The sequence below is a fragment of the Clostridium sp. C105KSO13 genome (assembly GCF_001517425.1).
Taxonomy (GTDB): domain Bacteria; phylum Bacillota; class Clostridia; order Lachnospirales; family Lachnospiraceae; genus Muricomes.
In genome coordinates, this window is sequence record NZ_FBWL01000166.1 from 33,275 (window position 1) to 59,035 (window position 25,761).

At 41.3% G+C, this 25,761-nt stretch carries 22 protein-coding genes; 18 read left to right on the forward strand and 4 right to left on the reverse strand.

Annotation, left to right across the window (positions count from 1 at the left end; genetic code table 11):
* Nucleotides 1-23: 23 nt before the first annotated feature.
* Nucleotides 24-629, forward strand: a complete 606-nt coding sequence (locus tag BN3456_RS09305; RefSeq protein WP_089983864.1) for a rhomboid family intramembrane serine protease — start codon at nt 24-26, stop codon at nt 627-629.
* A 62-nt stretch (nt 630-691) separates the two neighbouring features.
* Here the strand turns inward: BN3456_RS09305 and BN3456_RS09310 are convergent, their stop codons facing one another.
* The gene (locus BN3456_RS09310) at nt 692-1,423 is read right to left on the reverse strand and encodes a sensor histidine kinase (RefSeq protein WP_089983865.1); all 732 of its coding nucleotides are present in this window, start codon (nt 1,421-1,423) and stop codon (nt 692-694) included.
* 222 nt (nt 1,424-1,645) lie between these two features.
* Here BN3456_RS09310 and BN3456_RS09315 point away from each other — a divergent pair, with 222 nt between their 5' ends.
* Both BN3456_RS09315 and BN3456_RS09320 read left to right on the forward strand, forming a co-directional pair.
* Nucleotides 1,646-2,056 (forward strand): HIT family protein, encoded by a 411-nt coding sequence (locus BN3456_RS09315; RefSeq protein WP_089983866.1) that lies wholly within the window; start codon nt 1,646-1,648, stop codon nt 2,054-2,056.
* 14 nt (nt 2,057-2,070) lie between these two features.
* A complete protein-coding gene (locus tag BN3456_RS09320; RefSeq protein ID WP_242862851.1) occupies nt 2,071-2,613 on the forward strand; it encodes an RNA polymerase sigma factor in 543 nt (180 codons plus the stop codon).
* A 56-nt stretch (nt 2,614-2,669) separates the two neighbouring features.
* On the opposite strand, the gene BN3456_RS09325 is transcribed toward BN3456_RS09320, so the two are convergent.
* Nucleotides 2,670-3,737 (reverse strand): undecaprenyldiphospho-muramoylpentapeptide beta-N-acetylglucosaminyltransferase, encoded by a 1,068-nt coding sequence (locus tag BN3456_RS09325; RefSeq protein ID WP_089983868.1) that lies wholly within the window; start codon nt 3,735-3,737, stop codon nt 2,670-2,672.
* A gap of 135 nt (nt 3,738-3,872) precedes the next feature.
* On the opposite strand from BN3456_RS09325, the gene BN3456_RS15920 reads away from it, so the two are divergent.
* Complete coding sequence (locus tag BN3456_RS15920; RefSeq protein WP_176699162.1) at nt 3,873-4,040, forward strand: hypothetical protein; 168 nt, start codon at nt 3,873-3,875, stop codon at nt 4,038-4,040.
* A 440-nt stretch (nt 4,041-4,480) separates the two neighbouring features.
* Here BN3456_RS15920 and BN3456_RS09330 read toward each other — a convergent pair whose 3' ends face one another.
* The gene (locus BN3456_RS09330) at nt 4,481-4,723 is read right to left on the reverse strand and encodes a TIGR03905 family TSCPD domain-containing protein (RefSeq protein ID WP_089983869.1); all 243 of its coding nucleotides are present in this window, start codon (nt 4,721-4,723) and stop codon (nt 4,481-4,483) included.
* Nucleotides 4,724-5,132: 409 nt separating this feature from the next.
* On the opposite strand from BN3456_RS09330, the gene BN3456_RS09335 reads away from it, so the two are divergent.
* The 11 genes from BN3456_RS09335 (at nt 5,133) to BN3456_RS09385 (ending at nt 19,376) form a co-directional block, all read left to right on the forward strand.
* Nucleotides 5,133-5,930, forward strand: a complete 798-nt coding sequence (locus tag BN3456_RS09335) for a hypothetical protein (protein ID WP_089983870.1) — start codon at nt 5,133-5,135, stop codon at nt 5,928-5,930.
* 62 nt (nt 5,931-5,992) lie between these two features.
* Nucleotides 5,993-7,342 carry a glucose-6-phosphate isomerase gene (locus BN3456_RS09340; RefSeq protein WP_089983871.1) on the forward strand — a complete coding sequence of 450 codons (1,350 nt, stop codon included), beginning with the start codon at nt 5,993-5,995 and terminating at the stop codon, nt 7,340-7,342.
* A gap of 145 nt (nt 7,343-7,487) precedes the next feature.
* The gene (locus BN3456_RS09345) at nt 7,488-8,060 is read left to right on the forward strand and encodes an FHA domain-containing protein (protein WP_176699163.1); all 573 of its coding nucleotides are present in this window, start codon (nt 7,488-7,490) and stop codon (nt 8,058-8,060) included.
* Nucleotides 8,061-8,237: 177 nt separating this feature from the next.
* Entirely contained in the window at nt 8,238-10,505 is a 2,268-nt protein-coding gene (locus BN3456_RS09350) for a hydratase (RefSeq protein ID WP_089983873.1), read from the forward strand.
* A 185-nt stretch (nt 10,506-10,690) separates the two neighbouring features.
* Nucleotides 10,691-11,203, forward strand: coding sequence for an RNA polymerase sigma factor (locus tag BN3456_RS09355; protein WP_089983874.1), 513 nt, complete (start codon nt 10,691-10,693; stop codon nt 11,201-11,203).
* Nucleotides 11,204-11,218: 15 nt separating this feature from the next.
* Nucleotides 11,219-13,303 carry a beta-propeller domain-containing protein gene (locus BN3456_RS09360; RefSeq protein WP_089983875.1) on the forward strand — a complete coding sequence of 695 codons (2,085 nt, stop codon included), beginning with the start codon at nt 11,219-11,221 and terminating at the stop codon, nt 13,301-13,303.
* A 217-nt stretch (nt 13,304-13,520) separates the two neighbouring features.
* Nucleotides 13,521-15,071: an L-glutamate gamma-semialdehyde dehydrogenase gene (locus BN3456_RS09365; protein WP_089983876.1), complete on the forward strand. Its 1,551-nt coding sequence runs from the start codon at nt 13,521-13,523 to the stop codon at nt 15,069-15,071.
* Nucleotides 15,072-15,288: 217 nt separating this feature from the next.
* Nucleotides 15,289-16,053, forward strand: coding sequence for a TatD family hydrolase (locus BN3456_RS09370; RefSeq protein WP_089983877.1), 765 nt, complete (start codon nt 15,289-15,291; stop codon nt 16,051-16,053).
* A gap of 22 nt (nt 16,054-16,075) precedes the next feature.
* On the forward strand, nt 16,076-16,942 hold the full coding sequence (gene rsmA / locus BN3456_RS09375; protein WP_089983878.1) for a 16S rRNA (adenine(1518)-N(6)/adenine(1519)-N(6))-dimethyltransferase RsmA: 867 nt from the start codon (nt 16,076-16,078) through the stop codon (nt 16,940-16,942).
* Between the two features lie 112 nt (nt 16,943-17,054).
* Entirely contained in the window at nt 17,055-18,434 is a 1,380-nt protein-coding gene (locus BN3456_RS09380; RefSeq protein WP_089983879.1) for a citrate/2-methylcitrate synthase, read from the forward strand.
* A 9-nt stretch (nt 18,435-18,443) separates the two neighbouring features.
* Entirely contained in the window at nt 18,444-19,376 is a 933-nt protein-coding gene (locus BN3456_RS09385) for an alpha/beta fold hydrolase (protein WP_089983880.1), read from the forward strand.
* Between the two features lie 525 nt (nt 19,377-19,901).
* Here the strand turns inward: BN3456_RS09385 and BN3456_RS09390 are convergent.
* Nucleotides 19,902-20,726 (reverse strand): GH25 family lysozyme, encoded by an 825-nt coding sequence (locus BN3456_RS09390; protein ID WP_089983881.1) that lies wholly within the window; start codon nt 20,724-20,726, stop codon nt 19,902-19,904.
* Nucleotides 20,727-21,090: 364 nt separating this feature from the next.
* Between BN3456_RS09390 and BN3456_RS09395 the strand changes: the two genes are divergently transcribed.
* From BN3456_RS09395 to BN3456_RS09405, 3 genes are all read left to right on the forward strand, one after another.
* Nucleotides 21,091-21,795: a response regulator transcription factor gene (locus BN3456_RS09395; protein ID WP_089983882.1), complete on the forward strand. Its 705-nt coding sequence runs from the start codon at nt 21,091-21,093 to the stop codon at nt 21,793-21,795.
* Nucleotides 21,796-21,803: 8 nt separating this feature from the next.
* Nucleotides 21,804-24,389 (forward strand): sensor histidine kinase, encoded by a 2,586-nt coding sequence (locus tag BN3456_RS09400; RefSeq protein WP_089983883.1) that lies wholly within the window; start codon nt 21,804-21,806, stop codon nt 24,387-24,389.
* Nucleotides 24,390-24,572: 183 nt separating this feature from the next.
* Nucleotides 24,573-25,727: a class I SAM-dependent methyltransferase gene (locus BN3456_RS09405; protein ID WP_089983884.1), complete on the forward strand. Its 1,155-nt coding sequence runs from the start codon at nt 24,573-24,575 to the stop codon at nt 25,725-25,727.
* Nucleotides 25,728-25,761: the final 34 nt, after the last annotated feature.

A 25,761-nucleotide genomic window follows, 5' to 3' on the forward strand; every position in this document is an offset into this window, starting at 1 on the left:
TCAATATGGAAAGAGGTATCATTTTGAATCAAGACAAGAAAGCAGTATGCACTGCGGGGTTGGTTGCGGCAAATGTTATCGTATTTCTGGTATTTTCCTTCTTAGGAGATACAGAAGACACGTTATTCATGTTGAACCATGGTGCGGCATATGGGCCATATATATCGGAGGGACATCAGTATTACAGGCTGTTTACCAGCCTGTTTCTTCACTTTGGGATTAACCATTTATTAAACAATATGATTCTCCTGGGAGCGCTGGGATGGAATCTGGAACTGGAAACGGGTAAAACAAAGTTTTTGCTTATTTATTTTATCTCAGGGCTGGGTGGAAATCTGTTCTCGTTCTGGCTAAATAGCAGAACAGAGGCCGCCGTAGTTTCCGCAGGCGCTTCAGGAGCAATTTTCGGTCTCATGGGGGCACTTGTATGGGTGGTGATCAAAAACCATGGGAGAGCAGGACGTTTGACAAGGCGGGGAATTTTGTTCATGGTGGTCTTAAGCCTGTATTTTGGAATTACAAGCTCAGGGGTGGATAATGCTGCCCATATCGGAGGACTTGTCTGTGGGTTTATAGCCGCGGCTATCTTATATCACAGAAAATACCAGACTCCTATATCGGCAGCTTAATTCCCGCGAGCAACGAGCCATGCGGAAATGTAAGCATTTCCATTTGACTTATGTACTACATCCTATACCGGCAATTTGATGGTAAAAGTAGAGCCCTGATCCACTTTTGAATCGACGGAGATGGTACCGCGATGTGATTCAATAATTTTTTTGGAGAGTGATAATCCAAGCCCTGTACCGCCTTCTTTATAAGTTTTAAATGGTTCAAAGATGTAATCAATAACATCATCTGAGATACCACAGCCGCTGTCTTTACATTGAATGATCAGAAATTCTCCCGTGCGGATGGCTGAAAAATAAATCTGTCCTTTGCCGCAAATAGACTCACTGGCATTGCAAAGCAGGTTTAAAAAGACCTGTTCCAGCTTAACTCTATCGCCGGTGTAGTCGCCAAGATCAGAAGGGATGGAAGAGGAGAATTCGATATCAGAAACTTCACTATCTAAAGAAATTGCAAAGGAGACTGCAATGTTTTTGAGAAGCCGTTCAATGGAGAATACGGAGTAATTTAACATATCTCCATTGTTGAAAGAGGAAAGGTCATTCAAAAGCTGACATATGAATTCAATATCCTCAATTGTTTGTTTCCAATGGGAAAAATCTTTCACTTCAGGGTGCTGAAGTTCCGTGACCTGCAACGATGAGGAAACCAACGTAAGAGGGTTCCGGATTTCATGTGCAATTGTCGACACTATTCTATGGTGATTGTCCAATAATTGACCGATTATTTGTTTGGCATCGGGATTTTCTTCTGTAAGAGTATTCATTTTATTAATGTCTATGTTATGTAACAAATGGTTTACCTCCTTTTGTATGATGTAATTGTAGTCTAGCACGACAGTTCCCTTTGTTCAATAAAATCAGACAGACAATTTTCGACAACAAATAGCAAAACCCACGAATACACGATAAAATAAGGACTGCCTTGTCGTACCTTTAGTAAAAGTTCTTTTCAATTTTGTAAAAATAGTCTATACTACAATTAAAGCACCTTATAAGGAGGAATAAGAAACGTTATGAAAGATGAAAACTGTATTTTTTGTAAGCTGGCATCAGGAAAAATTCCATCTGCAACACTTTATGAAGATGAAGATTTCCGTGTTATTTTGGATGTCAGCCCTGCTTCAAAAGGACATACACTGATTATTCCAAAAGAACATTACCGGAATTTATATGACTTGAATGAAGAAATTGCAGCGAAAGCGATGGTGTTGGCGAAGAGAATAGTAATTAGACTTAAAGATGTATTAGAATGTGACGGTTATAATATTGTACAAAATAATGAGGAAGCTGCGGGACAGACTGTATATCATTTTCATATGCATCTGATTCCAAGATACAAGGGCGACGAAGTAGGACTGGGATGGAAGATGGGCAAGCTTCTGGAAGAAGACAAAGAAAAAATAATGAACGGGTTCAGCCAGTAACTGAGGATAAAAAGTTGACTGAGAATTGTGAATTTGGCAGGATTTATGAAAGATATAAAAATCTTGTCCTAAAAGCAGCATATATATATTCAGGCAATTATGATGCGGCAGAGGATATTGCTCAAAATACATTTTTACAATTATATATTTATTACGATATTATGAATCACAGCAATGTGAAGTCGTGGTTATATACAACTGCTAAAAATTATGCGTTGAATTATAAAAAGAAAGCAAATCGCGAGATATTGCATGAAAGCATTGCAGAAGAGAGCTTCATCCTGAAAACTGCAGAAAGTGCTGAAAGTGAATTTTTGAAGGAAATAGATGAGTTTGACCGTTCAGAGCTGCATGGGCGGATATTTGCAGCATTGCTTGATAAAAATCCCAGATGGTATGAAGCAATTTCACTGGTCTATTTTCTTGAGATTCCACAGGCAAAAGTAGCAGTAGAAATGGGAATACGCATTGAGGTACTGCACAGTATACTACATAGAGCAAAGAGTTGGGTAAAAAAGACGTTTGATGTAGAGTATGACGAACTGAACCGATTGTAAGAAAGCGGGTGTCAGGATGACAACCCGCTTTCCATGAATATGCTGTAACCTAATAATTACTTCAGACGTATTTCTTCTATAAGCCCGGTAATTGTATCGATAGAGTCCTGCTGTCTTGAGTCCCGCATTGCATCCATATAGGAAGCACGGTTGTCGTAAAGACTTTGCACTGATTCAAGCAGCGCCTCTTTCGTGAGATCTTCCTCTTCAAGGACCATGCTGAAACCTTGCCGCTCGAAAGAACGGGCATTTAAAATCTGATCTCCGCGGCTTGCATGTGCGGAGAGAGGAATCAGAAGATTTGGCTTTCTCAAAGCAAGCAGCTCACAGATAGCATTAGCACCGGCCCTTGAAATTACGATATCTGCCAGTGCGAATATATCACGAAGTTCATTTTTAATGTATTCGAATTGTTTGTAGCCCTTCATACTGGTCAGAGTATCATCAACCTTGTCCCTGCCGCAGAGGTGGACAACCTGAAAGCGCTCTAAAAGTTCAGGAAGCGCCAGCCTGACGGCATTATTTACTGCTACAGATCCAAGACTTCCTCCTATAACGAGGATAACTGGCTTATCTGCAGAGAATCCGCACAGGTCCAGGGCTGCAATTTTATTCCCGGACAGCAGCTCCTGACGGATAGGTGAACCTGTTAAAACGGACTTCGCCTTCGGGAGTGAGTTGAGAGTTTCAGGAAAGTTGCAGCAAATTTTGGAGGCCGATGGAATTGCAATTTTATTGGCCAGCCCAGGGGTCATATCGGACTCATGTATAACAGTGGGAACTTTGCATCGCTTACCTGCCAGGACTACCGGAACAGACACGAAGCCTCCCTTAGAAAAAATAACATCGGGCTTTAATTCTTTAATGATAGAATGAGCCTCGCCAAATCCTTTTATTACACGAAAAGGATCTGTAAAGTTTTGTACACTGAAATAACGGCGAAGTTTGCCGGAAGAAATACCATGATAGGGGATATTGAAAGGTTCAATTAGCTCTTTTTCGATTCCCTTGTAAGATCCTATATATTGAATATCATATCCCAATTCTTTTAATCGGGGAATGAGTGCTATGTTGGGGGTAACATGCCCGGCTGTCCCTCCGCCGGTAAGAATGATTCGTTTCATAAAAAACCTCCAGATTTGAATGTTTATATTATAGTTAAGGCTTACGATATTGAATAAAGCACATATAATTTTATATTAAACTTATTTAATAAAATGTCAAGAAAAAGTAATAAAGCTCAAACAAGAGGGATACAAATGGAACATAATGTAAAACTGTCGCTGCAGGAAGAAGTAAAGAAAGATGCAAGGAAAATAGAAAAAGAAATTGCTGATAATCCTGATCTTAAAGATGTGAAAGTATCTGAGAAGATGGAAAATGAACTTTTCCATCGGATAAGGGGATACAAAAAACCAACGCTTTGACTCAAATGTGCTGAGCAAGACAAAGGATGACAGATAATACGATATAGATTCATCTTTTGGGCAAATAAAGAAAGCAGATTTGCAGCAAGGTTCTCTTATAAAGATGTTAATTATCAATTAAAAGGAGTGATGGATAAGGAGAATTTTATCAAATTACTCAAAAATATCATTTATTTTGACTAAACCGCGTAAGTTATTGTGGGCTTAGTTGTTTAATTGATATGAAATTGTTACATTGAGCACCTGAAGGAGCTGCCGCTGATACACTGCATAGCAGGAGTAACTATAAACCAAATAAATTATAGAAAAGACCTGTACTGAAAAAACCCACAATTTTTTAATGTACTGTATTCGGCGGTTGCTTCAGATGCTCAAAGCAATGAGACGAAACACGCTTTGCAAGTTTCGCTAGTCACTTACGCAAATAGATGGCAAGTGGATTATTTTCCGGTTGCTGTTTTTAATGCTTTTGCCAGCTGATCCGGGCAGGATGTTTTTTTGTACCCGCACTCTATTCCTTCAATTCTGGTAATGGCCTCATCCACATCCATTCCTTCTATAAGTCTTGCAATGCCCTGAAGATTGCCGTTGCAGCCTCCAATGAAGTTTACATTTCTTACCTTATTATCATCGATCTCGAAATTTATCACTTGAGAACAGACACCTTTTGTTTTGTATTGCATTTTGCGAACCTCCTGTAAAAGCCCCAATTTTCTGAGTTACCGGTGCACTGTACGGTACACTAAGCTCTATTACAAATAGAACATGAGAATTATAGCAAAAAGAAACAGAAAAATCCAGTACATATTTTCGTGGCTTAATTTTCGAGCAGTTATCTTATAAAATGACAAGGGATTTCTTAAGGCTCATACATGGAATTTAACCCTATATTTTTTGCTAAATTGAGGGATTAAAGTCAGCTTTGCATTTTATGATTCTGAACCCTAACATATGTGCATTTTCTATAGATATCAAGGGTCAATGACGAATTATGTAGAACGATTTTTGAGACAAAACCCTAAATGTTGGACTATAATAAGCTCACACAAAAAGTGGAAGTTGTGGCACAACCATTAAACAGGAGGTCTTATTATGTTGAAAACTTTAGTAGCAGACACCAACGTCATTTTTTATCTAATGATTGCCGTGGGTGTCATCGGGGTTCTGGGAAAGATTGTGAACCAGATTACTCTTCGCCGTATGGTAACAGCGGCAGGCAATATGTCAAAGAGTACACACAAACTGATGAAGCTTGTGCGGGCAAAGTATGAACACGCATGTATGATACACGATACAGTAGATAATGTAGGTGCTTTTGTGGAGAAATACATATATGAATACCGAGGGCTTCTCTTCAAGGTCCACACGTGGAGGCAGCTGGAAATACAGAGCATATGGTTTTCGGGGGCTCTGGCAGCATTTGGAGGAATGGGCACCTATATTGTAAGCGGGTTCGGAGAAAAAATGTATCAATATATCGTGGCAGGAGTGGCGGAGATGATTGCTCTGTTTGTCATCAGTCAGTTGTCTGATGAAGATTATAAAATAAATGCCGCGAAGAATTATATGGTGGATTATTTAGAGAATGTGTGTGCGCACCGCTACAAAAAGGTGAAACAGACGGAGAAAGATAATATAGATGTGATAAGCGCGGAAGGGGCGGGTACAAGCAAAACGACGGTGAGAAAGGAAGCAGCAAAGAAAAAGGCGGCGCCGAAAGAAGAACCGGAGTTGTCCATTAACATAGAAGGGGAGCCAAGAAGAGTGGAAAAGGAGGAAGGGGTAAGACAGGCCCTTAGCCACACCATAAGAGAAAAGATGGAGGATGATGGACAGCCTGCACTGAAGGAAGAAGCAATACGCCAAATTTTAGAGGAGTTTTTAGCTTGATTACATGTGATATATTTGGTAAAATCAACTTATAAAGTACAGATAGAGAGGAAGGGTAAACAATGGCTAGTAAAGTTACATTTGATTATTCAAAGGCAAGTAGTTTTATCCAGGAGCATGAGATGGAATATATGAGTGAACTGGCAGCTCAGGCAAAGGACAAGCTTGTCGCAAAGACAGGAGCAGGAAATGACTTCCTTGGGTGGATTGACCTTCCGGTTAATTATGATAAAGAAGAATTTGCTCGCATTGGGAAAGCGGCAGAGCAAATCCGCAGTGATTCAGAAGTACTGCTGGTAATCGGCATCGGCGGTTCATATCTGGGAGCCAGGGCGGCAATTGATTTTCTTGGTCATTCCTTTGCAAATGTTGTTTCCAAAGATATCAGAAAATCTCCGGAGATTTATTATGTGGGAAACAGCATCAGCAGTGCATATATAAAGGATTTAGCAGATGTAGTAGGAGACAGAGACTTTTCCATCAATATGATTTCCAAATCGGGAACTACAACAGAGCCAGCCATTGCCTTCCGTGTATTTAAAGAAATATTGGAGAAGAAATATGGAAAAGAGGGTGCGGCAAAGAGAATTTATGCCACGACCGATAAAGAAAAAGGAGCCTTGAAAAACCTTGCTGCAGAGGAAGGATATGAAACTTTTGTAGTGCCGGATGATGTAGGGGGACGTTTCTCCGTACTGACAGCGGTAGGACTTCTTCCAATTGCAGTGAGCGGTGCAGACATCACAAAGCTGATGGAGGGTGCTCAGGCTGCAAGAAAGGAAGCACTGGAGAATGATTTTGCAGAAAACGGTGCTATGCAGTATGCGGCAGTCCGTAATATCTTGTTGAGGAAAGGCAAGACAGTGGAAGTTTTGGCTAATTATGAGCCAAGCCTGCATTATGTATCCGAGTGGTGGAAACAGTTGTGTGGAGAAAGCGAAGGCAAAGACCAACGGGGCATCTTTCCGGCATCAGTAGATTTGACGACCGATTTGCACTCTATGGGACAGTTTATCCAGGATGGAAACAGAATTTTATTTGAGACAGTTCTGAATGTAGGTACATCCAAAGAAGAAATTATCATCAATGAAGAACCGGTTGATCTGGATGGATTGAATTATCTGACAGGCAAGACGGTAGATTTTATCAATAAGAGTGCAATGAACGGAACGATTCTTGCCCATACAGACGGTGATGTGCCGAATCTGATGGTGACAGTTCCAAAGCAGACAGAGTTTTATCTGGGACAGTTGTTTTACTTCTTTGAATTTGCAATTGGCATCAGTGGATATTTACTCGGCGTTAATCCATTTAATCAGCCAGGTGTAGAGAGTTATAAGAGGAATATGTTTGCTCTTTTAGGCAAGCCAGGTTATGAAAAGGAAAGAGAAGAATTATTAAAAAGATTGTAGGAAATTCTAAATAGACTGGGAAACCCGGCATTCGAGTCCACTAAAGGTGACTTGAATGCCGCTTCACATTTCAGCACATTTGTTAAATAGCTTGCCTGAATCGGGAAAATATAGTAATATTAATTCCTGAAGGAGTGATATGCAAATGATGTACTGGATTATTCTTATAGGCCTGGCCGTTTTAATTTTAGTCACCATTGCTGTGACAGTAGTAACAATAGTAAAAGAGAGAAAAGAATATAGAAAATATAAGCTTGAAGAAGAGCGCGGCACAGAGGATGACGATTACGGTGATGATTATGAAGATGACAGAGTGCCTAAGAAGAGCAAAAAATCTGGTGCACAGCAGACCTATTCCGGCAGGAGAGACAGACAATCATCAGATAGGAAGAGACGCTGGAAGATCATTTTGGAAGACACGGACACGGGAGAACAATATACATATATTTTCTATGATAATCTTGGAATTGGAAGAACCACAAAAGAGGTCGCATTTGAAGAGTTTTTATCCATACCGGATGACAGGAGGATTTCTAAGGTACACTGTGCGATCGTGAGAAGCGATGACAAACTATACCTTAGAGATGAAGGTTCAAAAAACCACACATATTTGAACGGAAAAAAGATTCAGAAGCCTATTATAATTCAAAAAGAAGATTTTATTTCTCTTGGAGAAACGGAGTTTGAAGTTATTAAAATTCTCAGAGAAACGTATTAGATTATGGCGGTGCCCAATCGGGCACCGCCTATTTTAGCCTTATTTACAATCCTCCTTTATCATGTTAATATGTAACTGTTTAGAGCCAAACAGCAAGAAAGACGTAGGTTTTTGAGCTTGGTTCTAAATAGTTACGCTAATATATTGAACAAGTAGATTTAGCAGGAGGACTAAAGCATGATAAAGCTATATGAAAATGGTGTCTATCTCAAAAATGGTACTGAAATCGTTGAAGATACAGGTAATGTTAACATTCCTTTGACAAAGGAAGAAGCAGCCCATAATACAATAGCCTATGGAATTTTGGAGGCTCACAATACTGTACCCGATATGAAACACCTCCAGATTAAATTTGATACACTGACATCCCATGATATTACTTTTGTCGGTATTATTCAGACAGCAAGGGCTTCCGGCCTTGAGAAGTTTCCTATTCCCTATGTATTGACAAACTGCCACAACAGCTTGTGCGCGGTAGGTGGCACGATCAATGAAGATGATCATATGTTTGGACTAACCTGTGCAAAGAAATATGGCGGGGTGTATGTACCTCCTCATCAGGCGGTGATTCATCAGTATGCCCGGGAAATGCTTGCTGGCGGCGGTAAGATGATTCTTGGTTCTGACAGCCATACCCGTTACGGTGCACTTGGAACAATGGCTATGGGCGAAGGCGGCCCTGAGCTCGTAAAACAGCTTCTGGAGAAAACTTATGATATCAAGATGCCTGAAGTCATCGGCATTTATCTGGATGGCGAGCCGATGAAAGGGGTAGGGCCTCAAGACGTGGCACTGGCAATTATCGGGGCAACATTTAAAAATGGATATGTTAATAATAAAGTAATGGAATTTGTTGGCCCCGGTGTGGACAAGCTGAGTGCTGATTTTCGCATAGGTATTGACGTTATGACAACAGAGACGACCTGCCTGTCCTCCATCTGGAAAACAGATGCAAAGATTAAGGAATATTATGAAATTCACGGGAGAAGCAGAGATTATAAAGAGCTGAATCCGGGTGCAGTCACATATTATGACGGCATGATTTATGTAAATTTAAATGAGATAAAACCAATGATTGCCATGCCGTTTCATCCAAGCAACGTATATACAATAGATGAAGTAAACGCAAATCTCAAAGATGTTTTACATGAAGTGGAAAAGAAAGCCCTCGTAAGTCTTGGCAGTGCTGCAGATTATTCACTGCAGGATAAGATTGTGGATGGAAAACTTTATGTAGAACAGGGAATTATTGCGGGATGTGCAGGCGGCGGTTTTGAAAATATCTGTGCTGCGGCTGACATTATGGAGGGGAAGAATATCGGCAATGACAAGTTTACTTTCAGTGTATACCCCGCAAGTACACCGATTTACATGGAACTGGTGAAAAATGGTGTTGCTGCAGAGCTGATGGCGTCAGGAGCGGTTGTAAAAACAGCTTTCTGCGGTCCTTGTTTTGGTGCGGGAGACACGCCTGCCAACAATGCATTTTCAATCCGTCATTCAACCAGAAACTTCCCGAACAGAGAAGGCTCTAAGCTTCAAAACGGGCAGATTGCATCTGTCGCACTGATGGATGCGCGCTCCATCGCGGCAACGGCAGCTAACAAGGGATTCTTGACATCTGCTGCAGAAATGGATGTGGAATATAAAGGGCTAAAATATTACTTTGACAAACGTATTTATGAAAATAGAGTATTTGACAGCAAAGGTGCTGCAGATTCAAGTGTGAAAATTCAGTTCGGACCGAACATTAAAGACTGGCCCAAAATGTCACCTCTGCCGGAGAATCTGATTTTGAAGGTAGTTTCTGAGATTCATGATCCGGTGACAACTACTGATGAACTGATCCCTTCCGGAGAGACATCTTCTTATCGTTCTAACCCTCTTGGACTTGCAGAATTTACGCTTTCCAGAAAGGACCCGGACTATGTGGAACGTGCGAAAGAAGTACAGTCTGCACAGAAGGCAATTGAGGCAGATACTTGCCCGCTGGATGTGCTGGAGGAGTTAAAGCCTGTAATGGCGAAAGTACATGAAAAATATCCGGATGCCGGGGAAGGAAATATAGGGGTGGGAAGTGCGATCTTTGCAGTAAAGCCGGGAGACGGTTCCGCCCGCGAACAGGCGGCATCCTGTCAGAAGGTGCTCGGCGGGTGGGCAAATATAGCCAACGAGTATGCCACCAAGCGCTATCGATCAAATCTGATTAACTGGGGAATGCTCCCATTTCTGACAGATGAAAACCATGAGGAGCTGCCCTTTAAAAACGGAGACTATATTTTTGTTCCTGATGTGAGAAAGGCAGTGCAGGATAAGGTGAATGTGATAAAGGCTTATGTTGTACATGATGGACTGGAAGAAGTTCAATTTCGACTTGGCAACCTGACAGATACGGAAAGAGAGATTATATTAAAGGGATGCCTGATTAATTACTATAAAGGGTAACAGAAAAATAGCTGAAGGCCATCGATTATAATGATCGACAGCCTCCGGCTATTTTTTATTTCGCATGCAACAAAATACGAAGCATGGTACTCTTATATATAAGAACAAAATTGATATCCCGTTTTGTTCTCATTCATGAGTGAAATATCTCCGCTTAGCAGTGGCCGGGCGGGAGAGGAGGGAATATGTCTGATTATGAGAGTTTATCGGAACTGATGTTAATACGGAAGTCCCGCCGGGGGGATGTAAAGGCCTTTTCCGAATTGTACGCCAGGATTCATAAGGATTTATATAAGTTTGCATTGTACACGCTGAAGCATCCCCAGGATGCGGAGGATGCGGTCAGTGAGGCAGTTATCTCGGCTTATGAGAATCTGGGTATGTTAAGAAAAGAAAGATCATTTCGATTCTGGATTTTTCGTATTTTAAGTAATCAATGCAAAAAGCGGTTCAGGGGCAGGGAACAGATAGAGGTACTAGAACCTGAGATGGCAGCCCCGGAGAAGGATTATGCAGAATTACATGATGTACGGGAGGCCTTCGGCATATTGAACGTAGAGGAAAGGATGATTGTGGCATTTTCAGTATTTGGAGGCTATCAAAGTGGTGAAATAGGCAGCATGATGCAGCAAAACCCTGCCACAATTCGTTCGAAAAAGAGCCGGGCACTGGGGAAAATGCGCAGTGTGCTGGAATAGAAAGGAGTGCGAGTTATGACGTTGGATGGTAAAGATTTAAATAGAGAACAGGAAGAAGAGAGGAAAACCGAAGAAAAGAGGTTGGAGGAACAGATTCATCAAATGACGGAGGAAGAGAAAGTTCCGGAGTCTCTGAAGCCCGAGAATATTGAAAAACTCCTGGGAAAGCAGAAAAGCAAGAAGATATTTCATTGGAGACCGGTTTATGCAGTTGCTGCCGCTGCATGCTGTGTTGTCATAATAGGACTTGCAGCTCTTGGGGGAGTACTTCAAAGGAACATTAGATCAACAGATGGCCAGCCTGTTTTGGCGGACAGTACAAAGGAAAAGAAAAAGGAATCTGCAGTATCGGCGGATGGAGGCATTGTATTGGCAAAAGATTATGACGAAGTGTATAAATATATTGAGGCTGAGAGGAGTACTAATCAGAAAAATGATTCTTCAGAAAAAAGTACAGGCGGGCGATTTGGATTTGGCTCTACAGGGGCAGGAAACTCAGAAAGTGCAAGAAGCACAGAAAGTGCTAAAAGCACGCGGGGAGCAGATACAGGTGGGCAGGCAGCAGCAGACCAATCTTTAAGTACACCCTACTCTGATACAAATATAAGGGAAGAGGGCGTCGGGGAGGGGGACATTGTCAAAACTGACGGCAAGAATCTATATATATTAAGCGGACAGCGTGTACAGATTGTCAACATTGAAAAGAAAGAGATGAAGCAGATGGCATCAATCCGCCTGGGGGGTGACCGGAATGTTTCTGAAATTTATGTACAGGATGGAAAACTGATTCTTGTATATACAAGGATGGAGTATGACGATGGGAAGGAAAGGTACGGAGGAAATTACAGGGAATATACTGTTGCCGAGACGTATGATGTCAGCAATCCCTCCAACCCTAAGTCTGTAGGAAAAATCGCCCAGAGCGGCAGCTTCTATACGATGCGTGTGTCGGGAGAATATGTATATCTTCTCAGCAGCTTTTATGCTAATACCTCGGCGGGAAGGACGGACATTGAAACTTATATCCCACAGGTACAGGGTAAGAGCATAGATAGTAGTGATATACTGCTCCCGCCATATATAAGGGGCAGCCAATATACGGTGATTTCTACATTTTCCCTGAAGGAACCGAGAGAGAAGTTGGATAGCAAGGCAGTTTTTGGAAGTGCAGGGCTCGTATATGTGAGCAAAGACAATATCTATGTGTGTGAGGCCTACTATGATACCGGGAAATCGGATGTGACACAGACATGTATCAGGAAAGTAACCTATAAAAAGGGTGGCCTGCAAGCTATAGGTCAGGTCAGAATCGGCGGCACCCTGAATGATTCCTTCAGCATTGATGAATATAAGGGAAATCTTAGATTGGTAACTACGGTTAGAAACACTGGAACAGGCAGCGGATTCGCTATTCTACGGTTTGGCAATGGAGTAACAGAAGGTGGTAGAACTCCCAGGGACAGCAACTCTTTGTATATTTTGGATGGAAAACTAAATGAGCTGGCAAAAATTGAGGGCCTTGCAAAGGATGAAAGTGTATATTCTGCCAGATTCATGGGAGATACAGCATATTTTGTAACCTACAGACAGATGGATCCATTGTTTTCTGTTGATCTATCTAATCCTCAAAGACCTAAAATCCTTGGTGAACTGAAAATACCGGGATTCTCAGATTACCTTCATCCTTATGGAGACGGCCTTCTGCTGGGAGTCGGAATGGATGTGGATGATACGGGTACGACAACCCAGGGCGTGAAACTTTCCATGTTTGATATTTCAAACCCGAAGGATGTAAAAGAAGTACAGAAATTTGTATTGGAAGATTATTATTCTACAGGTATTTCTAATAACTATAAAGCAGCGTTTATTGATAAGGACAAGAATTTAATCGGTTTCTCGGCAAATGGGCAGACCCAGAGTTATTACCTGTTTTCATATGATAAAGAAAAAGGATTTCAGGAAGTATTTGAAAGAGAACTAAACGGTTATTCTGAGGCCCGGGGACTTTATTCCGGAGAGATGTTCTATATAGTGGCAGGGAATACGGTGGAATCTTATGATTTGGATACATTTGAAAAAATAGATGATGTTGTACTATAACCGTGTAAAGGAAGCCAGCTCCAAGATTCATAACAAGGAAGGCTGGCTTTTTTGCGTGGTTTTGGTAAAAAGGAAAGGCATAAAACACAATCATCTTGGAGATTATCCGCTGGAAATAGTGGATAACCCAAATACTTAAAATAGAAATATCATTGACGCGGCAGAATTGCAATGATAAAATATGTATAAATTTAGGTAATTACAGGAGGTAAACAGCATGGTAAAAGGTTTTAAAAATGCATCGGAACTGGATTTTACAATTTTATCAAATAAAGAAGCAATGCTACAGGCGTTTGCGCAGGTTGATAAAGAAAAAGGCCAGGAGTACCCGCTTATTATAGGCGGCAGAAGAGTCACGACAGAAGAAAAGATCACGTCTATTGCACCGGCAACGAAAGAAGTACTGGGAAAGGTGAGCTCCTGCGGTAAAGAACTGGCGGACGAAGCAATCCGCTGTGCTCATGAAGCGTTCAAGACATGGAGCAAGGTTCCGGCGGAAGAAAGAATATGCTGTGTGAGAAGGCTTGTAGAATTAATGGATAAGGAGCGTTACATACTGGATGCATGGAGCGTGGAAGAAAGCGGAAAGAACTGGGGCGAAGCAGATGGCGAATTATGTGAAGCTCTTGACTTTTTTAATTCATATATTATGCATACACGGGAACTGGATAAGGGCCTTGAGCTGGTAGATTCTGAAGAGGCCACCAAATGCATTTACACTCCGATTGGTGTGGGTGTTGCTATCCCGCCGTGGAATTTCCCGCTGTCACTGCTGGCAGGAATGGCAATAGGAGCTGTAATTACAGGAAATACTGTTGTATGTAAGCCATCTTCCGATACACCTATAGTTGCCTATAAATTTGTGGAACTGTGTGAGAGAGCAGGATTCCCTGCAGGTGTTATAAGCTTCATACCGGGTTCCGGTTCTGCAATCGGAGATTTTATCGTACAGCACCCGCTTACCAGATTTGTAAACTTTACAGGTTCTAAGGTGGTAGGCTTGCGCATCAATAAGATGGCAGCAGAGGTTTCAGAGGGACAAAAATGGATCAAACGTGTTGTTGCTGAGATGGGCGGAAAGAATGCAATTATTGTAGATTCTTCAGCGGATTTAAAGAGAGCAGCCTCTGGAATTGCAAATTCTGCATTTTCCTTTCAGGGACAGAAGTGCTCCGCATGCTCCAGGGCTATCGTTATGAGTGATGTATATGATGAGTTCGTGGAGGAAATTGCTGCCTGTGCAGAGGAGCTCAAGAAAGAGCAGGGGAGCGGCCGAGACAATCTGGGCATGGGACCTGTCATTAATAAAGCAGCGTTTGAGAGCATTACGGGATACATTGAAATTGCAAGGAAAGAAGGCAATATCGTAGCCGGTGGAAAGTATGATGATACGGAAGGCTTCTATATTGAGCCTACCGTTGTACGCGACATTACAAGAGATGCAAGAATTGCAAATGAGGAGATTTTCGGACCGGTACTGGCTGTTATCAAGGTAGAATCTTTTGACGAAGCACTTGAAATCGCAAACGATACAGAATACGGACTGACAGGCTCTGTCTACACAGAAGACCGGGCTAATATTCAGAAGGCCAAAACAGAATTCCATGTAGGAAATTTGTATTTTAACAGAAAGTCTACAGGCGCAGTAGTTCTTCAGCACCCATTTGGCGGATTTAACATGTCGGGTACGGATGCAAAGACAGGAACAAGAGATTACCTTACAAATTTCCTGAATCTGAAATCTGTATGTGAGGATTTAACGTATTAATATTGATTAACGTTCTTTGTGAGAGTAAAAAACATCAAGGGCTGTCCTGCTATAATCAATTTTCAATGATGGCAGGACAGCCTTTTCCATAAGTGCATCTTGCACACTAATGCTTGATTGCCTCATTAAAATCCAGTACAATAAGTTTGAAACTGAATACTTTGCTTAAAAGTAGTATAATATTACTGAAAAACAGTATAAGAAAGAGGTATCTTCCATGATTTTTGATACGCATGCGCATTATGATGATAAACAATTTAATGAGGATAGAGAGCAGATGCTGGCATCTATGCAGGATGGCGGAATCGGGACTATTGTCAATGTGAGCTCGGATGTGGCATCCTGGGAGGATATCAGGAAATTAACACAAAAATATTCTTTTATATATGGGGCAGCTGGTGTTCACCCGGATGATGTGGGGGATCTGAATGATGATAATTTTACCCGGTTGAAGAATATTTTACAGGAAAAGAAAATGGTTGCGGTGGGAGAAATAGGGCTGGACTACTACTGGGAAAAAGAAAGCCATGACGAACAGAAGAGCTGGTTCATCCGTCAGATGGAACTTGCAGAGGAGCTGGACATGCCTGTAATTATCCACAGCCGGGATGCGGCGGCAGACACCCTTGAAATTATGAAAAAATATGGGAAAGATCTGGGTGGCGTTATTCATTGTTTTTCCTACTCAGCAGAACTTGCGAAAGAATATGTCAATATGGGATTTTTCATTGGGGTCGGAGGTGTTGTAACATTTAAAAATGCAAGGAAGTTGAAAGAAGTGGTGGAGGACATTCCGTTGGATTTCCTAGTTCTTGAAACAGACAGTCCTTACCTGGCTCCGGAACCTAACAGGGGAAAAAGAAATTCTTCTTTGAATCTGACTTATGTGGCGGAACGGATTGCAAAATTAAAAGGAATTCCTTATGAAGAAGTGATAGCTCAGACAGAAAGAAATGCACGAAAACTATATCGGTTGGAATAAATACTGTTTTAGAGGAGGATTTATGAAGGAGCCTAAACTAGGCAATCCACAAAATACAATTGCGGTTTTGCAGAAATATCATTTTATATTTCAAAAGAAATTCGGACAGAATTTTCTTATAGATACCCATGTCCTGGATAAAATTATCCGTTCTGCAGACATTTCCGGCGAGGACATGGTATTGGAAATCGGACCTGGAATCGGAACCATGACTCAATATCTGGCTCAGGCGGCAGGCAAGGTGACTGCTGTTGAAATTGACAGGGCATTGATTCCTATATTGGAAGAGACGCTGGAGGAATATGACAATGTAACTGTATTAAACGAGGACATTCTGAAGGTTGATATAGCTAAACTTGCAGAGCAGGAAAACAAAGGACGTCCAATAAAGGTTGTTGCAAATCTGCCCTATTACATTACCACACCGATTATTATGGGATTGTTTGAAAATCAAGTTCCCTTAAAGAGTATTACGGTTATGGTGCAAAAGGAGGTAGCTCAGAGGATGCAGGCAGGTCCGGGCAGCAAGAACTATGGTGCCCTCTCACTGGCTGTACAATATTATGCAAAACCATATGTTGTGGCGAATGTACCACCTAATTGTTTTATGCCCAGGCCAAAGGTAGGCTCCGCAGTTATACGACTGGATAGGTACGTAAAACCTGAAGTGAAGGTAGAAGACGAGAAGTTAATGTTTAAAATTATCCGCGCCTCCTTTAATCAGAGAAGGAAAACGCTGGCCAATGGGTTGAAAAACTCATCAGAGCTGGATTTTACAAAAGAGCAGATAGAGAACGCTATAGAAACCCTGGGGAAGGGTACAAGTATACGCGGAGAGGCACTAACCCTGGAAGACTTTGCAGGGCTTTCCAATATCTTGCGTAGCTGAACCATAGTCTGTTCATAAAGATTTTATATACATTTCATTGTATAAAGATTAGATTTTTAGTATAATGAAGTAATTGGAAAAGTGAATACGTTAAGAGGAAAGGAGAGACTTTATGGCAAGATTACAAGCTGATATTGATAATGTTTTGTACGCAAACACACCGAAGATCGAAGAACTGGCCAGGATTTGTGAAGATAACAGCGTAATTGAAAAAGAACTTTACACAAAGTATGAGGTAAAAAGAGGTCTGCGTGATTTAAGCGGTAAAGGGGTGCTGGCCGGGCTGACAAATATATCTGATGTAAGTGCCAGCAAGATTGTTGACGGGAAAGAAGTTCCCTGTGAGGGAAATCTTTACTATCGCGGCTATAATGTCAAAGATCTGGTGAAAGGCTTTCTGGATGCGAAGCACCCCGGGTTTGAAGAGACGGCATATCTTCTTTTATTTGGCGAATTGCCAAATAAATCACAGTTAAAAGAATTCCAGGGCATACTTGCAGAAAGAAGGACTCTCCCTCCTAACTTTGTCCGGGATGTTGTTATGAAAGCGCCAAGCAGAGATATGATGAATGGGATTTCAAGATGTATCCTGAACATGTATTCTTATGATAAAAATGCAGATGACACGTCAATTCCAAATGTGCTGCGTCAGTCTCTGAATCTGATCAGTCAGTTCCCTATGCTAATGGTTTACAGCTATCATGCATATAATTACAGAAGGGGACAGGATTTGTATATCTATGCACCTTATCCGGAGCTGTCCATGGCAGAGAATATTTTAATGATGCTCCGGGAAGACAGGCAGTATACAAAACTGGAAGCAAAAATTTTAGATATGGCACTGGTGCTTCATATGGACCATGGTGGTGGTAATAACTCTACGTTTACTACACATGTAGTCACATCTTCGGGCACAGATACTTACTCAACAATTGCGGCGGCTATGGCTTCTCTTAAGGGACCAAAACATGGTGGTGCGAATGTGAAAGTAACGAATATGTTTGAAGACATGAAGAAGACACTGACGAACTGGGAGGATGAAAGTCAGATCAGACAGTATCTAATTGATCTTCTGGATAAGAAAGCGTTTGATAAGAAGGGACTAATTTATGGAATGGGTCATGCTGTCTACTCTGTTTCAGACCCGAGAGCCGACATCCTAAAGTCATTTGTAATGCAGCTTGCGATGGAAAAAGGATTTGAAGAGGAGTACGCTCTTTACGAGAAAGTCGAGCACATGGCTCCTGAGATTATCGGTGAGAAGCGGAAGATGTATAAAGGTGTCAATGCCAACGTAGACTTTTTCAGCGGCCTTGTGTATAGTATGCTGGGCCTTCCTTCTGCTTTGTATACTCCTATATTTGCGGCAGCCCGTATTGTCGGGTGGAGTGCTCACAGGCTGGAAGAGCTGAAGAATGTAGATAAGATTATCCGTCCAGCGTATAAGCCGCTGGCACCGTATCGAGATTATGTAAAATTAGATGACAGGTAGATGTAAGAAATGAAAGATGAATTTTACTTCCCGTCGAAAGACGGAAATACAGAGATTCATACAGTTGAATGGAAGCCGGAAGGTAAAGTAAGAGCAGTTCTGCAGATTTGTCATGGTATGATTGAGTATGTAAACCGTTATGATGAATTTGCAAAGTTTCTCTGTGGACATGACTATTATGTAGTGGGAAATGATCATCTGGGACACGGAAAGTCTATACAAAGTAAAAAGGAGTACGGTTATTTTAATGAAAAATATGGAAATGCCTGTATATTAGGTGATATGCATACACTTCGCCAGAGAACAATGAAAAAATATCCGGGAGTTCCATATTTTATGTTGGGACACAGCATGGGTTCTGCACTTGTACGCCAATATGTCCAGATGTATGGAAATGGCTTAAGCGGCATTATCCTGATCGGAGTGGTGGCGGATCATAAACCTGCCCAACTGCGTTTTGCCAGGCATATGTGCCGCATTATGGCTGCATTTCGAGGCTGGCATTATCGCAGTAAGTTCATGGAGAAATTGACTCTTGGCAGCTACAATAAGAGCTACAGGCCTGCGAGGACAAGGGCAGACTGGATAACCAGTGACGAACGGCTGCTGGACGATTATGTGGCTGATCCGCTTTGCTCCTTTATGTTTACGGTAAATGCGTATTATCATATGTTCAGCGGCATGCGCCAGATTCAGAAAAAAGAAAGTTTTTATATGATACCCAAGACTTTGCCTATGCTGATTGCAGCAGGCGATGAGGATCCTGCCGGCGGATTTGGAAAGGGAGTCAGAAGGATTTATGAAAAATATAAATCCGCAGGTATTCAGGATGTGACTTTGCGATTGTATTCCGGCGACAGGCATGAGCTACTCAATGAATCGGACAGGACGCAGGTGTTTGAGGATTTATTGGGGTGGATGGAAGGTAAATTGTCATCTTAGCAGAATATAGAAATTTAGAGAGTGAGAAAAAGGAACAGCAGTCAACCTGTTCCTTTTTGTTTCATATAAAAAAAGCAAGTCCCCTTATAACATCAGCCATAAGGGGGACTTGTTGTTTTTATACTTATCTAAAGGAATGAGAGTAAAGTGAGACATCTTGAGCTTCCCCAAGATGTCTTTACTTTATGAGGGGGGAGATAGTTGTTTACCAACTATCTAGAATAAATTATAAAAAGAAAATGTGTCTAAAATATGGTGAAATTATTAAAGAAATATAAAGTATATTACGAAAATGCTAAAAACGACAGGAGCCCTATTTAGTATCAGCTAAATAGGGCTCCTATATGTCGTTATAATATCTAAAGGAATGAGAGTAAAGTGAGACATCTTGAGTTTCCCCAAGATGTCTTTACTTTATGAGGGGGGAGATAGTTGTTTATCAACTATCTAAAACCTAGTATATAGAATAAATGTGCACAAAGTATGTCGTTTCTATTAAAGAAGCGGAAAAATTGTTATGAAATTCTAAAAAAATATTTCTGTTTCGGGAATACGGATAGTTTGGCCGGCATAAATGATGTCAGGGTCGGGAATATCATTTAAATCAGCAAGAGCCTTATAGGTAGTTTTATAGCGCTGTGCTATATAAATTAAAGTATCTCCAGGCTGAACAACGTAGGTGATGTAATTCTGAATACCGTCAGATGGCGGCAGACTGCCATCCAGATGATTGAACCCTGCAGTGCGGATCATAGCGGGAAAATCCAGAAATCCCAGGTTTAAATCAACATTTCCGCTGATTCCGGGTACCTTCCCTTTGTTGGTGTACTGCCACATACTGCAGTCAGTATTGTCAAAGGTACTGCTGTGATAGGAGTACCAAAAGGTAAAACGTTTTGAAAATCCCGGAGGGAAATAAGTATTCAGAAAGTTACGGCTGCAGCAGAACATAGGATAATATCCCAGTTCTTCTACTCTGTCGCAGAAATTCTGCACAAATTGGGCTGCCAGAGAAGGTGTTACTGTCACACCATGCTGGGCGGCGTAGCTAATTGTCGTCTGATTTATGTTATAGCAGACTGGGTACTCCAGGTGACAGGAGGACACAGCATTTATACAGCCATCAGCTTCCTGACGGGCAGTCTCCGGATTGATGGCGCGGCAGAGCCAGTATGCCCCGGCAGGGAGTCCGATCCGATTGCATACTGTGGCATTTTGCGAAAATCGCCGGTCTAAAATCCCTAAACCATGTCCGGCAAGGAGCATAGCAAATTGGTACCCGGCAGACTTTACCTGCTCCCAGTCTATGATTCCCTGGTATTCACTGACATTTAGCCCTCGAAAACTCATATATATCTCCTTTTACCATAAATGTATGGTCACAATTATCATTTTATTATATGAGGAAATTTATAAAATGGTTCTTGAAGTATACAACCAGAATAGGCAAAAGGAGAGGCCGGAAAAATTCCGGCCTTGGAAAAAATTATGAAAAAGAAAATGTATTTATATAAAAAGGTTTTGTCCTTTTATGATTAATACTATACAGGAAAAATGTGTTAGTTGTGTGAGGGATAAATTAACAATCTATGTATGGATTTTGAAAAAACTGTGAAGAGACTTTACCTCAGAGATTAAGGAAAACATAAGAAATTTCCACAGCAGGTATTAAAAAAAATCAGATATCATGTATACTGTAGAGGAGGTGATGAAAATGTATAATATTTTAGTTTGCGATGATGATAAGGAAATTGTTGAGGCAATAGAGATATATTTAACTCAGGAAGGATATCATGTGCTGAAGGCCTATGACGGAGAGGAAGTATTAGAGATTCTGGAAACAGAAAAGGTACATTTGCTTGTGCTTGATATTATGATGCCAAAGCTGGACGGAATCCGGGCAACTCTTAAAATCCGGGAGAATAATTTTATTCCGATTATTATTCTTTCAGCCAAATCTGAGGATGTGGATAAGATCCTGGGGTTGAATGTGGGCGCAGACGATTATGTAACGAAACCTTTCAATCCGCTGGAGCTTGTAGCCAGGGTTAAATCTCAGCTGCGCAGATATACCCAGCTGGGAGGCAGCGTGAATGAAAAATACGATGAGGTATATAAGGTGGGCGGACTCACAATCAATGATGATTTGAAGGAAGTTACAGCGGATGGTGACGTTGTGAAACTAACGCCAATCGAGTATAACATCTTACTTCTGTTGATGAAGAACCAGGGAAGAGTTTTTTCTATAGACCAGATATATGAATCTATCTGGAATGAAGATGCCATAGGTGCAGATAATACCGTTGCCGTGCACATCCGGCATATTCGAGAGAAGATAGAGATTAATCCGAAGGATCCCAGATATCTGAAGGTGGTCTGGGGAGTCGGGTATAAGATAGAAAGTGCCAGAAAGGAATGATATAAAGTATGAAGAACTGGTATAAGAAACCGGTGACAAAGGGAGTTTTGCTGTTTCTTGCACATATTACAGCAGTGGCAGCAGTGGTAAGCATGGTATTGTTGACATTTTTTTCTAGTAATGTGATGCTTGGGGATTTTGTGCATGTATTTGACAAGCCATACGACGAGTCTACAAGCTTTCTGGGAATGATGCAAAGTGCTGCTGACAGTGTGAGGCAAGAAATTTCAGCCGAAGAAAATTTTACAACAGAGGGTAAATATAATCCGGATAAACTGGTTGATATTATAGATTTTGAAAAGAACGGAATCATAACCGGTGAAAATAGATCCGGTCTTGCCTATACGCTGGGGGACCTGAAGAGCTGGAGTGATGATTATGCGGAAGACGGCGGGGGCTATGAGGAAGGAAATGTCGTAGTCTGCCAGAAACCAGACGGAACCTATCATTATTATTACATGAGTGAGTTTCGGGCACTGATAGAGGACAAAAAACTCTTGCTGGAAGTAGAGCATAAGAATACCTCTGATTTTTTGAATGAACTGCAAGAGGGCTATTACACCTCCGGATATTCAGGTGGAAATTTGATTATTAAAAATCCTGAAGGGGCCACCGAATATACAGATTGCTGGACGTTTAATGAAGCACTGAAGGAAAAGTATGATCCGGCAGGTGCCAGGAATATTCTGGAGATAGTTAATAAGACACCGGAACTGAACGGTAAATTATCAAAGGTATACCGTTACCTGGAGGATATACTGAGGTCATTTTCTTCGCAGGCAGATGATTATATATATGCCGATGATATGTGGAAAGAAGGAAATACAAACTTCTCTTACATGTTTGTAGATGAAAATTCGAAAAGGGTGTATACAAATAATGAACAATATAAAAATTATGGTGAGTTCAAGAAAAACCTGGAAGAGATGAAGCAGGGCAAAAGCACTAAATATGTGATTGCAAGGCCAAAACTTGCGGACTTTGAGACAAACATGGATACATCTGCCGGTGACTGGAAATCAGTTGTAGAACCAAGACCCAATACGCGCGGCCGGGGTAACAACTATATATTTGCTGCGACTGTGGATACAGATTTTCCGATTCAGGACATTTTTTATACGGATAAACAGGAATATGACACGTTTGCTCCGTATTTGAGGCTGGCATTGTTTGGAAGCGCATTTTTGGTTCTGTTGTTCTTCGTAATCTTGATCTGGCTCACCCTTAATGCAGGCAGAACCAGCAAAGATGAAGAGCTTCACTTAAACGGATTTGACAGATGGAAAACGGAGCTTGGGGCAGCCCTTGTGATTGCAGTGTGGATTGTTCCTGTCATGATTGTGGGGGGCTTGCTGGGTAACGTATTTACAGGTGGAAGTTCCTATGCAGTAGACCAATATTATACCATGCCTTATACAGGATCTTATGCGGAGAGTTCCTTAAATGCAGGTGATTTAGCGGGGGCGGCGATAATTGCAGCATACACAGCTGCCTGCTTCTTGTGGGGGTATCTCAGCCTGGTACGCAGAATAAAAGCAAAAATAATTTGGAAGAATAGTCTTTTGAGAAATATACTGCTGTTCCTCAGGGAATTTTGGGAAAACCGGAGTATTACCGCAAAGGCAATTGGGACTTTGGCTGCGGTTATCCTGGCAGACTGTCTGCTTTTGGCCATAAGTGACGGTGCGGTAATGGTTTTACTGCTTCTAGTAGTAGAAGGCGGTGCTGCTGTGTATATTATTGTAAAAAATACAATCGCCAAGTTCAGACTCACAAAAGGAATTGAGGAGATTGCTTCAGGAAATGTAGATTACAAAATTCCTCTTAACGGGATGAGAGGCGGAAACCTAAAAACCGCGGAAATGATAAATCATATAGGAAACGGACTGCAGCGGGCCGTAGAGGAAAATATGAAAGGTGAAAGACTGAAGACCGATTTAATAACGAATGTCTCTCACGATATAAAGACGCCGCTGACTTCCATTATTAATTATGTAGATTTACTGAAACGAGAAAATTTCACCGACCCCAAAATACAAGGCTACCTGGATATTTTAGAAGCAAAGGCGCAGCGTCTGAAAACACTGACAGAAGATGTGGTAGAAGCATCAAAGGTAAGCAGCGGAAACATTTCGCTGGATATGATGGATGTAAATTTGGTTGAAATGATCAATCAGACAGGAGGAGAGTTTGCCGAAAAATTCGAGAAAAAGAACCTGGCAATTATTCAAAATCTTACAGAAGATTCTGCGGTCATTCATGTTGACGGAAACCGCATGTGGCGTGTACTTGAGAACATTTACAATAATACAGCCAAGTATGCTATGCCCGGTACCAGAGTGTATGCAGACCTGTGGGCAGATGATAGGAAGGTAACTTTCTCACTAAAAAATGTTTCAGAACAACCCCTTAATATTACGGCAGATGAGTTGACAGAAAGATTTATCAGAGGTGACATTTCAAGAAGCACGGAAGGCAGCGGACTTGGCTTGTCTATAGCCAAGAGCCTGACAGAAATGCAGGGCGGAGAGTTCAAGCTGTACCTGGACGGAGACTTATTTAAAGTAACAATAGAATTTCCGAGAATAAAATAAGCTGTAAAATGAGCTGTAAAAGGGACTGACCCTTTTGCGGCTCATTTTCAGAATATTCTTAAATCATCTCATATGTCCCATATTTTTGAAGATACTATTTTAATATAGAACTGATTCTTGCGCCTTTTGACATTTTGCTTTACAATTAGAAAAAGGATGAAGAAGATGTTTAAGAGGTATCTTATGGAAAATTTACAAGAATTATTAAATCAGGTTTTAAATATAAGTTTGGTACAGGGGGTGATTAGCAATCCCCGAGCGAAGGACGGGGTTTTAAAGATTAAAGTAAGACCGATTGAAAAGAAAGAGAAACTTTATTTTCAATTGGAGTCATTTACAAGAACCCAGGCCTTTCACGAAAATCTTGCTGCTACGGACGCATCAAAGCGCATTCTAGACTATATGAAAAATTTCCGGCAGCTGCAAATAGTGACGAGATCTGCAGATTATTCAGTGCTCGTAAGCAATAAAGGAAAGGTGACTATTCAAAATAAGCAGCACAAGAAGGTACGGAAGGAGGCGGAGTTTTCTCATAATCGCAGTAAGAAATATATTTTGCAGGAGGGTGTGGCAGTACCTTTCCTTCAGGATCTGGGAGTGATGACTTCCGATGGTAAAGTTGTCAGATCCCGGTTTGATAAGTTCAGACAGATTAACCGGTTTTTGGAATTTATTGAGGATGTTCTTCCTCAGCTTGACAGGGGAAGAGAACTGACGGTTTTAGATTTCGGCTGTGGTAAATCATATCTGACTTTCGCGATGTATTATTATCTTCACGAGTTGAAACAGTATGACATACGTATTATTGGTCTTGATTTAAAGAAGGAAGTTATTTTACAATGTAATGATCTAACCGAAAAATATGGCTATGATAAACTAACATTTTTAGTGGGAGACATTGCGGATTATGAAGGTGTGGAGGCGGTGGATATGGTAGTAACGCTTCATGCCTGTGATACGGCAACAGATTATGCACTGGCAAAGGCAATTGGATGGAATGCGAAGGTAATTCTTTCGGTGCCGTGCTGCCAGCATGAGTTAAATGCCCAGATTTCAAGTGATGTTCTAGCTCCGGTTATGGAGTATGGATTGCTCAAAGAGCGGTTTGCAGCACTGATCACAGATGGGTTGCGTGCGAAATATCTTGAATCAGAGGGGTACAATACCCAGGTGCTGGAATTTATTGATATGGAGCATACACCCAAAAATATTTTGCTCCGTGCCGTAAAGACCGGGAAAAAACATATGGATGCAAGAGAGAAAGTCCGGGAGTGCGAGACATTTTTGCAGGCAAAGCCTACATTAGAAAAATTGCTATATCAGGATAGTTCAAGATAATGCGCGGAGATTTGGGCTGAGGGGAGTCAGAATC